Origin of the sequence: Nocardioides sp. (genome assembly GCF_035547795.1) — a bacterium.
GTDB lineage: Bacteria > Actinomycetota > Actinomycetes > Propionibacteriales > Nocardioidaceae > Nocardioides.
The window spans coordinates 1-8307 of the sequence record NZ_DASZUF010000202.1; the positions used below are offsets into that span (position 1 = coordinate 1).

The 8307-nt window shown below is 73.3% G+C and carries 13 protein-coding genes; 3 read left to right on the plus strand and 10 right to left on the minus strand.

What is annotated here, in order from left to right; genetic code table 11:
• Position 1: 1 nt before the first annotated feature.
• The 4 genes from VHA72_RS15055 to VHA72_RS15070 are packed head-to-tail and all read right to left on the minus strand — an operon-like array spanning position 2 to position 1935.
• Positions 2–511, minus strand: coding sequence for a GNAT family N-acetyltransferase (locus VHA72_RS15055; protein WP_325576632.1), 510 nt, complete (start codon positions 509–511; stop codon positions 2–4).
• Positions 508–909 (minus strand): arsenate reductase ArsC, encoded by a 402-nt coding sequence (locus VHA72_RS15060; protein ID WP_325576634.1) that lies wholly within the window; start codon positions 907–909, stop codon positions 508–510. The genes VHA72_RS15055 and VHA72_RS15060 overlap by 4 nt, the downstream gene beginning before the upstream one ends.
• Complete coding sequence (locus VHA72_RS15065) at positions 902–1582, minus strand: aquaporin (RefSeq protein WP_325576636.1); 681 nt, start codon at positions 1580–1582, stop codon at positions 902–904. Before VHA72_RS15065 ends, VHA72_RS15060 begins: the two co-directional genes overlap by 8 nt.
• Positions 1579–1935, minus strand: coding sequence for a metalloregulator ArsR/SmtB family transcription factor (locus tag VHA72_RS15070; RefSeq protein WP_325576638.1), 357 nt, complete (start codon positions 1933–1935; stop codon positions 1579–1581). The genes VHA72_RS15065 and VHA72_RS15070 overlap by 4 nt, the downstream gene beginning before the upstream one ends.
• A gap of 79 nt (positions 1936–2014) precedes the next feature.
• On the opposite strand from VHA72_RS15070, the gene VHA72_RS15075 reads away from it, so the two are divergent.
• On the plus strand, positions 2015–2419 hold the full coding sequence (locus tag VHA72_RS15075) for an ArsI/CadI family heavy metal resistance metalloenzyme (RefSeq protein WP_325576640.1): 405 nt from the start codon (positions 2015–2017) through the stop codon (positions 2417–2419).
• Positions 2420–2426: 7 nt separating this feature from the next.
• On the opposite strand, the gene VHA72_RS15080 is transcribed toward VHA72_RS15075, so the two are convergent.
• Complete coding sequence (locus VHA72_RS15080; RefSeq protein ID WP_325576642.1) at positions 2427–2918, minus strand: GNAT family N-acetyltransferase; 492 nt, start codon at positions 2916–2918, stop codon at positions 2427–2429.
• A 44-nt stretch (positions 2919–2962) separates the two neighbouring features.
• Between VHA72_RS15080 and VHA72_RS15085 the strand changes: the two genes are divergently transcribed.
• Positions 2963–3529 carry a TetR/AcrR family transcriptional regulator gene (locus VHA72_RS15085; RefSeq protein ID WP_325576644.1) on the plus strand — a complete coding sequence of 189 codons (567 nt, stop codon included), beginning with the start codon at positions 2963–2965 and terminating at the stop codon, positions 3527–3529.
• A complete protein-coding gene (locus tag VHA72_RS15090; RefSeq protein WP_325576646.1) occupies positions 3526–4413 on the plus strand; it encodes an oxidoreductase in 888 nt (295 codons plus the stop codon). The genes VHA72_RS15085 and VHA72_RS15090 overlap by 4 nt, the downstream gene beginning before the upstream one ends.
• An 18-nt stretch (positions 4414–4431) precedes the next feature.
• Here the strand turns inward: VHA72_RS15090 and VHA72_RS15095 are convergent, their stop codons facing one another.
• The 5 genes from VHA72_RS15095 to VHA72_RS15115 all read right to left on the minus strand — a co-directional run.
• Entirely contained in the window at positions 4432–5595 is a 1164-nt protein-coding gene (locus VHA72_RS15095; RefSeq protein ID WP_325576648.1) for a sensor histidine kinase, read from the minus strand.
• Positions 5592–6275 (minus strand): response regulator transcription factor, encoded by a 684-nt coding sequence (locus VHA72_RS15100; RefSeq protein WP_325576650.1) that lies wholly within the window; start codon positions 6273–6275, stop codon positions 5592–5594. Before VHA72_RS15100 ends, VHA72_RS15095 begins: the two co-directional genes overlap by 4 nt.
• Positions 6250–6699: a hypothetical protein gene (locus VHA72_RS15105; protein WP_325576652.1), complete on the minus strand. Its 450-nt coding sequence runs from the start codon at positions 6697–6699 to the stop codon at positions 6250–6252. Before VHA72_RS15105 ends, VHA72_RS15100 begins: the two co-directional genes overlap by 26 nt.
• Positions 6696–7865 carry a molybdopterin-dependent oxidoreductase gene (locus VHA72_RS15110; RefSeq protein WP_325576654.1) on the minus strand — a complete coding sequence of 390 codons (1170 nt, stop codon included), beginning with the start codon at positions 7863–7865 and terminating at the stop codon, positions 6696–6698. The genes VHA72_RS15105 and VHA72_RS15110 overlap by 4 nt, the downstream gene beginning before the upstream one ends.
• Positions 7862–8307 (minus strand): SAM-dependent methyltransferase (locus VHA72_RS15115; RefSeq protein WP_325576656.1); only part of this gene is annotated, 446 nt, incomplete at its 5' end. The genes VHA72_RS15110 and VHA72_RS15115, both read right to left, overlap by 4 nt.

The window sequence follows — 8307 nt, forward strand, 5'->3', positions numbered from 1 at the left end:
CCTAGATGCCGACGCGGTCGCTGCGGCGCTCCACGAGCACGACGTCCCGCCATCGCCCGGCCATCGGGCCGTACTCCATCAGGCCCACCCGCTCCCGTGTCCCCACGACGCGGAAGCCGGCGAGGCGGTGCAGCGCGAGGCTGGCGGTGTTCTCCGGAAAGATCCCGGACTGGATCGTCCAGATGCCGGCGGCCTCGGTGGTGGCGACGAGCGCGTCGAGCAGCAGCCGGGCCACGCCCCGGCCGCGCATCTGCGGGGCGACGTAGACGGAGTGCTCGACCACGCCGGCGTACACGCACCGGTCGGAGACGGCCGACGCGGCGACCCAGCCGACCACCTCGTCGCCGTCGAGCGCCACCAGCCGCTGGTCCGGCAGCTTGCCGGCGTCGAACCGCTCCCAGCTGGGCGGCGCCTGCTCGAAGGTGGCGTGGCCGGTGGCGATGCCGGCGGCATAGATCCGCGCGACGGCCGGCCAGTGGTCGGCCAGCAGCGGCACCACCGCGATGCTCACGGCAGCAGCTCCCCGATGAGGTGCTCGACGCGACGGCGGATCTCGTCGCGGATCGGACGGACCGCCTCGAGGTCCCGGCCGGCGGGGTCGTCGAGGACCCAGTCCTCGTAGCGCTTGCCCGGGTAGAACCGGCAGGCGTCGCCGCACCCCATCGTGACCACGATGTCGGACTCGAGCACGTCGTCGTCGGTGAGCACCCGCGGGGCGGCCGCGGCGATGTCGATGCCCTCCTCGGCCATCGCGGCCACGGCGACCCGGTTCACCTGGTCGGCGGGTTCGGAGCCGGCGGAGAGGACGTCGATCCGGTCGCCGGCGAGATGGCGCAGGTAGCCGGCGGCCATCTGCGAGCGGCCGGCGTTGTGGACGCAGACGAACAGGACGGTCGGGCGGTCAGTCATGCCGGGCCTCCTCGGCGGTGGGGTGGAGCAGCGCCACCAGGCCGGCGCCCAAGACGCCACCGAGCAGCTGCATGAGGACGAACGCAGGCACCGAGGCGGGATGGATGCCGGCGAAGGTGTCGGAGAGCATTCGCGCGACCGTCACCGCCGGGTTGGCGAAGCTGGTCGAGCTGGTGAACCAGTAGGCGGCGGCGATGTAGCCGCCGACGGCGTAGGCGACCCGCTCGGGCTGCGCCGAGCGCAGGGTGCCGAACACCACCAGCACCAGGCCGAGGGTGGCGACCACCTCGCCGACCAGGTGACCGGAGCTGTCGCGGTGGTGACCGGCCAGGGTGACCGGCGCCAGGTCGAACATCAGGTTGGCGACCACGGCGCCGAGGAGGCCGCCGACGAACTGGGCGAGGACCAGCACGGCGGCGGTCGCCGAGCCGATCCGCCCGAGCGCCCGCTCGATCAGCGTGACGACCGGGTTGAAGGATGCCGACACCGGCTGGAGCGCCAGGATCAGCGCGACCAGGACGGCGCCGGTGGCGATGCTGTCCTCCAGCAGGTGGAGGCCCGGGTCGCCCGGCGACATCCGCTGGGCGGCGATGCCGGCGCCGATCACCGTCGCCACCAGGAACGCCGTGCCGACCAGCTCGGCGACCGCCTGCCGGAAGAGGGCCGCTCTCACGCGGAGACCCCCCCGAGCAGGGCGGCCAGGTCGCCGAGCGCGCCGGCGTTGACGCGGTAGTAGACCCAGACGCCGCGCTTCTCGCGGTCGAGCAGGCCGACATCGTGCAGCAGCTTGAGATGGTGGCTGATGGTCGGCTGGGAGAGGTCGAAGGCGTCGTTGAGGTCGCACACGCAGGCCTCGCCGTCGGCGTGCGAGGCCACCAGTGAGAGCAGCCTGAGCCTGACCGGGTCGGCGAGCGCCTTCACCAGCGGCGCGATCCGCTCGGCGTCGGCCGCGGAGAGTGGCTCCCGGGTCAGCGGCGAGCAGCACGCGACCGTCTGGATCGGCGTCAGCTCCAAAGACTTCGACATGCGTCAATATTGACAGACTTCTATGTGTAGGTCCAGAGTGGCGAAGGTATCGACATACATCTATGTCTTGGAGGAACCCATGTCCCGTGTCCAGCTCGCGCTCAACGTCGACGACCTCGACGCCTCGATCGCGTTCTACGCCGCGCTCTTCGCCGCCGAGCCGGCCAAGGTGCGGCCCGGCTACGCCAACTTCGCCATCACCGAGCCGCCGTTGAAGCTCGTCCTCATCCAGAATCCCGGTCACGGCGGCTCGCTCAACCACCTCGGGATCGAGGTCGCCGGCACCGGCGCCGTCGACGCGGAGCAGACCCGGCTCGCCGGCGCGGGACTCGCGTCGGTCGAGGAGCGCGGCACCACCTGCTGCTACGCCGTGCAGGACAAGTTCTGGGTCGAGGGGGCGCCCGATGGCGAGCGGTGGGAGATCTACACGGTGCTCGCCGACAGCCCTGTCCAGGGCCCGACCGAGGCGCCCTGCTGCGCGTAGCTGCGCCTCAGAGGGCGAGCGCCCAGGTCTGCCCGACCAGGTCGTGGCCGAAGCTGTGGTGCGGCGTCTGCTCGACGAGCTCGAAGCCGGCGGCTTGGTAGATGCGCCGGGCCGACGTCAGTACGTCGTTGGTCCACAGCACCAGCCGCCGGTAGCCGGCGGCGCGGGCGAAGGCGATGCAGGCAGCGACCAGGTCACGGCCGATCCCGTGACCGCGAAAGCGCGAGTCGACCAGCAGGATGCGGAGCTTGGCCTCGTCCTCGGCATCGCCGGGGACGCAGAAGACGGTGCCCGCCCGCTTTCCGTCGACCTCGGCGATCCAGGCCCGGCTGCGCTCGGGGTCCCGGCGGCGTACGTCGGCGTAGTCGGCCACGATCCGGGCGACCAGTTCCTCGAAGGTGGTGTCCCAGCCGAACTCCCGGGCATAGAGCTCGCCGTGCGCCTGCACCACCCAGCCGAGGTCGCCCGGCCGACCGATCTCTCGCACCACGACACCCATGCCGACCTCCCTACTGAAACGACTGTTTCAGTTAGAGTAGGCGCATGCCGGCAGCCGAGACAAGCCCGTCCGCGCGGGAGCGCGAGCTGGTGGAGGCGGCGTACGCCTATGTCCTCGAGCACGGCATCGGCGACCTCTCGCTGCGGCCGTTGGCGAGCGCCATCGGGTCGAGTCCGCGCGTGCTGCTGTTCCTCTTCGACAGCAAGGAAGGCCTGGTACGCCGCCTGCTGGCCCGGGCGCGCGAGGACGAGCTCGGCTGGCTGGCGGCCGCGGGCCCGCGCGCGGAGCTGACCTCGCCGGACCACGCCGTCCGGGTGATCTGGGGGTGGTTGTCCGCGGCCGAGCATGCGCCGCTGCTGCGGCTGTGGGTGGAGGCCTACGGCCGCTCGCTGGTGGATCCCTCCGGCCCGTGGGCCGGCTTCGCCGAGGCGACCGTGACCGACTGGCTGCGGCTGCTGGAGAGCACCGGGGCCGACGCGGCGGCCCGCACCCTGGCCCTGGCCGGCCTCCGCGGCCTGCTGCTCGACCTGCTCGCGACCGGCGACCTCGCCCGCATCGGCGCGGCGCTGGAGATGCTCGCCGTACGGCTGTCCGGCACAGTGGAGCCATGAGCATCTCCTCTCTCGGTGACAAGCCCGTCCACCGCATCGGCTTCGGAGCGATGCAGCTCGCCGGTCCCGGCGTCTTCGGTCCGCCCGCCGACCCGGAGGCGGCCCGGGCGGTGCTGCGGCGTGCGGTGGAGCTCGGTGTCGACCACATCGACACCGCGCAGTTCTACGGCCCCGACGTCGTCAACGACCTGATCCGCGAGGCGTTGCATCCCTACCCGGAGCACCTGCGGCTGGTGACGAAGGTGGGCGCGCGCCGCGACGAGCAGGGCGGCTGGATCCCGGCCGGCGAGCCCGACCAGCTCAAGGAGCAGGTCGAGCAGAACCTGCGCTCGCTGGGCATCGAGCGCATCGACCTGGTGAACCTGCGCCGCTTCGAGCGTGACGCGCCCGACCTGGCCCAGCCGGCGCTGGCCGAGCAGCTCGGCGCGCTCGCCGAGCTGCGCGCGCAGGGCAAGATCGACATGATCGGCGTCTCCAACGTGTACGCCGACACGGTCCGCACGGCGATCGAGACCGTCGGCATCGGCGAGGTGCAGAACCCCTACAGCATCCTGGACCGGAGCGACGCCGACGTGCTCGAGCTGTGCCGGGCGCATCAGGTCTCCTACGTGCCCTACTTCCCGCTCGGCTCCGCCTTCGGCGGCGGTGGCCCGAACCATCTCGCCGCCGACGAGCAGGTGCGCGCCGTCGCGGCCAAGCATGAGATCACGCCCAGCCAGGTCGCGCTCGCGTGGCTGCTGGCGCAGTACGACCGGCTGCTGCTCATCCCCGGCACCAGCTCGGTGGCGCACCTGGAGGAGAACCTTGCGGTGGACGACATCCGCCTGGACGAGGACGACCTGGCGGTGCTGGCCGGCGTCGAACAGATCGCTGTCGGCCACTGACGGCGGGGTCGGTCCGGACTAGCCCGGCAGTGTGATCAGGAACCGGCAGCCGCGAGCGGTGGCCAGGTTCTCCACCTCGACCCGGCCGCGATGGGCCTCCACGATGCCCTTGACGATCGCCAGGCCGATGCCCGCCCCCTGGCCGAGGGCCGCGCCGCCACGAGCGCCAGGAGCCAGGTACGCCGGATCGAGCTCCGGCGTCCGCGCGGTGCTGCCCTGCCAGCCGACGTCGAAGACCCGCGCCATCTCCTCGGCGGCCAGGCCGCCGCAGCCGTCGCTGACGCTGAGCTCGATCCCGTCAAAGACCTGCCGGCCGGCGATCTCGACGACGCCGTCGGCAGGAGTGTGGCGGATGGCGTTCATGAGCAGGTTGGAGACGGCGCGGGAGAGGCCCGCCGCATCGGCCGTGACCTCGAGACCGTCGTCGACGTGACCGCCGAGGCGCACCCGGCGGGCGCGAGCGACCGGGTCGGCGCCGGCGAGTGCCTCGCTGACCAGGTCGCGCAGAGCGACCGGCTCGGGGCTGATCCGCAGGACGCCGGCGTGGATGCGGGAGAGCTCGAAGAGGTCGTCCACCATGGTCGCCATCCGGTCCACCTCGGCCCGGATCTGCTGGTGGAAGCGGTCGGGCTCGGCGGCGATGCCGTCCTCCAGCGCCTCGGCCATCGCCCGCAGTCCGGCCAGCGGTGTGCGCAGATCGTGGGACACCCAGGAGACCAGCTCGCGCCGCGACTCCTCCAGCCGCAGCTCGCGCCGCCGGGCGTCCGCGAGCCGCTGCTGCGTCTCGGCCAGCTCGGCGGAGAGCGCCCGCAGCTCGGCGGGGCCGCGATCGTCCACGACAGGTACGCCGCCCGGCCCCAACGCGCGCACCTGCGCCCGCAGCGCCACCGACCAGCCGGCGACCACCCGCCCGACGGCGGCGGCCACCACGACGGCGACCACCGCAGAGACCGAGCTCACCAGCGTCATCACGGTCAGGTCGTGTGCGGAGAGGAACATCAGCCGGGCGATCGCCAGTGCGCCGGCGTAGGTGCCGAGCGCGGCGACGGCGGCGACCAGCAGCACCTGCCAGCGCACCGACCGGCGCCGGATCAGCCTGGCGGTGAGCAGACCGAGCGCGCCCACGCCGAGGGCGCAGCCGAACGCGACGCCGATGATCTCCAGGGCGTCCGTCGTACTCATGCCGTCGCCTCCCACCGGTAGCCGATGCCCCACACGGTCACCAGCCGGGTGGGTCGGGTCGGATCCTTCTCGATCTTCTCGCGCAGCCGGCGGACGTGCACGGTGACGGTGGAGCGGTCGCCGATCGTCCAGCCCCACACGTGCTGGAGCAGGTCCTCGCGGGTGTAGGCGGTGCCGGGATGGCCGGCCAGGAACCGCAGCAGCGCGAACTCCCGCGTGGTCAGCGCCAGCGCCTCGCCGGCAAGGGTGGCGACGTGGCGGTCGCCGTCGACGACCAGGTCGCCGTCCCGGACGACGCCGCCCGCGCCGGCCGACGACCCCGCCGTACGGCGCAGCACCGAGTCGACCCGGAGGGCGAGCTCGCGCGGGCTGAACGGCTTGCCGACGTAGTCGTCGGCGCCGAGCTCGAGCCCGACGACGCGGTCGGCCTCACTGCCCAGCGCGGTGAGCATGATGATCGGCACGTCGCCGTTCGCCCGCAGTCGGCGGGTCACCTCCAGGCCGTCGATCCCGGGCAGCATCAGGTCGAGGACGACGAGGTCCGCCGGACGCTCGCGCATGAGCCGCAGCGCCTCCTCCCCGTCGCCGGCCTCGATCGTCTCGTGGCGATGTGCGCGCAGGTAGGACGCGAGCACCTCGCGGACGGTGACGTCGTCATCGACGACCAGGACCCGAGCCATCGGGTGTCCTCCTGCGGCGAGCGGTGGAGCTGATGAGAGAGATGGTCGCACCGCCGGCCAGGCCGAGCACCGGCACGCCGGCGGCGAGCAGCCAGCCGGTGGCGTAGTCCCGGTCGAGCAGGGTGGGGTTGGGGCCGGCCGCGGCGCCGTCGAGGACCGGGATCGCCACGATCGTCAGCGTCCCGACCAGGAGCATCGCCAGCGCCGCGACCCTCGCGATCCGGCGCGGGAGCAGCCGGTCGCCGAGCCAGCCCAGCGCGAGCGCGAGTGGGGCGAGGCCCGCGTCGTGCAGGATCACCCCCGCCGCCGCCCACTCGACCACCTGTCGCACCTGCGCGCCGTGCTGGCGAGACACGAGCAGCCAGCCGCCGTACGCCGCCGCCAGGACGCCGAGCGCGACGAGCGCGCTGCGTGCTGCCCTCATCCGAGCACCTCGATCCGGGCGATCCACTTGGTCTGCAGCGAGCCCGGCCGGTCCGGCGCGATCAGGCGCGCGGGGTAGCCGTGGTCGAGCGCGAGCGGCTCGCCGTCGAGCAGGAGCGCGAGCAGGGTGCGCTCGTCGTCGGCGAAGTCGGCCGGCAGAACGGTGACGCTCTCCGCGGTGTGCTGCTGGAGCGAGCTGATCCGCAGGTCGCGGCCGCGGGGTGCGCCGACGTGGTCCAGCAGCGTGCGCAGCGGTACGCCGCTCCAGGTGCCGTTCGCGCTCCAGCCCTCGACGCACGCGATCGGCAGGACGTGCGTGGCCTGCGGCAGCGCGAGCAGGTCCGCCCGGGTGAGTCGCACGCTGGTGTCGCCGTACCCGATCTCGCAGCGGTAGGAGGCGCTGGTCGCGGTGGCCACCACGCCGGCCTGGGCGGCGGTCCGGTTGACCGGGATGCCGGCGCGGCGCGAGCGTGGTGAGAGGACGGCGAGGCGGTCGAGGCCGGGGATCGTGCCGGTGGTGGCGCTGCCCGCGACCACCGCGGCCACGGCCGCGACCCAGGTGCCGCGGAGCAGGCCGCGGCGGCCGATGGCCCCGGGGCGGACGGCGCTCGGCCGGTCGGCCGCCGCGTCCTCGACGTCGCCGCCGAGCACCTGGCGGATCAGGGGCAGCTTGACCGCGATGTGCACCAGCAGCGCCCCGATCACGACGAAGGCGAGCGCATCGTGAGTGCGCCGGAAGCTGAAGTCCCAGGCGTACCACTGGGCGACGTTCATCAGCCCGATGCCCAGCTCGAGGATCGAGGCGGCGACCAGGACGGCGATCGACCCGCGCTCGAGTCCGGTCCGGACGAGCTCGCCGAGTCGTCGCGGTGGGGCCGCGAAGAGCTTGGGGTAGACCACCCAGAGCTTGACCAGGAGCAGCGGGACGGCGGCGGTGCCGGCGACGACGTGCAGGCCCTGGGTGACCCGATAGCCCCACGCGGGGTGGGTCGGGAACGGCACCGGCTGATGGTCGAGCTGGGCGTAGTGGCTGATCAGTCCGGTCACGAACGCGACCCCGAAGCAGATCCCCAGCCACAGGCCGACCCGGGCCGCGACGGCCGCGCTGCGCAGCCGGGAGGAGAAGGACCCCTCGCGTGGGAACGGCAGACGGGACAGCAGGCTCATCGGGGACTCCGGAGCACGACCGCCCAGCGGCCGGCGGCGCGGACCCGGTCGGCCTCGACCAGTCCGGCGCCCGCGGCCAGACGTGGTACGTCGTCCACACCGACGACCGCCCACGGGAACGGCGCGCTCACGCTGCAGGCGCAGGCGAGCCGGGCGGTCACCCGCTGCGTGGCGATGCCGGGCGGGGCGACCTCGACGACGACGCGGCCGCCGCGGGCGAGCAGCCGGCGGATGCGGAGAAGGAGCGCACCGGGGTCGCCGCCGATGCCGATGTTGCCGTCGGCCAGCAGCGCGGTCCGCCAGCGGCCCTCGCCCGGGACCGGCCCGAAGACGTCGCGGCGCAGTGCCGCTCCGCCGCGGCGGATGGTCTGATGGACCGACTCGTGCACGAGGTCGATGCCGAGTGCGACGTGGCCCCGATCGGTCAGCTCCGCGGTGAGGC

What these genes read in the sequence shown, in the direction of transcription:
- VHA72_RS15060 (WP_325576634.1), bottom strand. Translation starts at nt 909, where the DNA reads ATGACTGACCGCCCGACCGTCCTGTTCGTCTGCGTCCACAACGCCGGC.
- VHA72_RS15070 (WP_325576638.1), bottom strand. Translation starts at nt 1,935, where the DNA reads ATGTCGAAGTCTTTGGAGCTGACGCCGATCCAGACGGTCGCGTGCTGC.
- VHA72_RS15075 (WP_325576640.1), top strand. Translation starts at nt 2,015, where the DNA reads ATGTCCCGTGTCCAGCTCGCGCTCAACGTCGACGACCTCGACGCCTCG.
- VHA72_RS15080 (WP_325576642.1), bottom strand. Translation starts at nt 2,918, where the DNA reads ATGGGTGTCGTGGTGCGAGAGATCGGTCGGCCGGGCGACCTCGGCTGG.
- VHA72_RS15085 (WP_325576644.1), top strand. Translation starts at nt 2,963, where the DNA reads ATGCCGGCAGCCGAGACAAGCCCGTCCGCGCGGGAGCGCGAGCTGGTG.
- VHA72_RS15090 (WP_325576646.1), top strand. Translation starts at nt 3,526, where the DNA reads ATGAGCATCTCCTCTCTCGGTGACAAGCCCGTCCACCGCATCGGCTTC.
- VHA72_RS15095 (WP_325576648.1), bottom strand. Translation starts at nt 5,595, where the DNA reads ATGAGTACGACGGACGCCCTGGAGATCATCGGCGTCGCGTTCGGCTGC.
- VHA72_RS15100 (WP_325576650.1), bottom strand. Translation starts at nt 6,275, where the DNA reads ATGGCTCGGGTCCTGGTCGTCGATGACGACGTCACCGTCCGCGAGGTG.
- VHA72_RS15105 (WP_325576652.1), bottom strand. Translation starts at nt 6,699, where the DNA reads ATGAGGGCAGCACGCAGCGCGCTCGTCGCGCTCGGCGTCCTGGCGGCG.
- VHA72_RS15110 (WP_325576654.1), bottom strand. Translation starts at nt 7,865, where the DNA reads ATGAGCCTGCTGTCCCGTCTGCCGTTCCCACGCGAGGGGTCCTTCTCC.